This is a genomic window from Paenibacillus sp. OSY-SE (assembly GCF_000283315.1).
Taxonomy (GTDB): Bacteria; Bacillota; Bacilli; order Paenibacillales; family Paenibacillaceae; genus Paenibacillus_B; species Paenibacillus_B profundus.
In genome coordinates, this window is sequence record NZ_ALKF01000087.1 from 1 (window position 1) to 286 (window position 286).

Annotated in this window: 1 protein-coding gene; it reads right to left on the bottom strand. The window is 37.4% G+C overall.

Annotated features, from left to right (window positions below):
- Nucleotides 1-63: 63 nt before the first annotated feature.
- Nucleotides 64-231, bottom strand: a complete 168-nt coding sequence (locus A372_RS35765; RefSeq protein ID WP_016818708.1) for a helix-turn-helix domain-containing protein — start codon at nucleotides 229-231, stop codon at nucleotides 64-66.
- Between the last annotated feature and the right edge of the window lie 55 nt (nucleotides 232-286).

The window sequence follows — 286 nt, forward strand, 5'->3', positions numbered from 1 at the left end:
GAGTCCACACAGTAGGGGAACGGCATTCGATTAGCAATACAGGGTAAATAATCGGTTGTAACATCAAAAACCTTTGCTAAAGATTATTAAATGATTAATTTCAGGCCGTGCTACATTTCGCTCCCAATTAGAAACAACCTGTTTAGTTACCCCGATTTTATTAGCAAGTTCCTCTTGTGTCCATTTATGGAGTAGTCTTAAATTTCTACATTGGTGTCCCAAAGTATTCATGAGTTCACCTCTATTGAGAATATCAAATAGGTTTTAACCCGACCCATATGCTTAC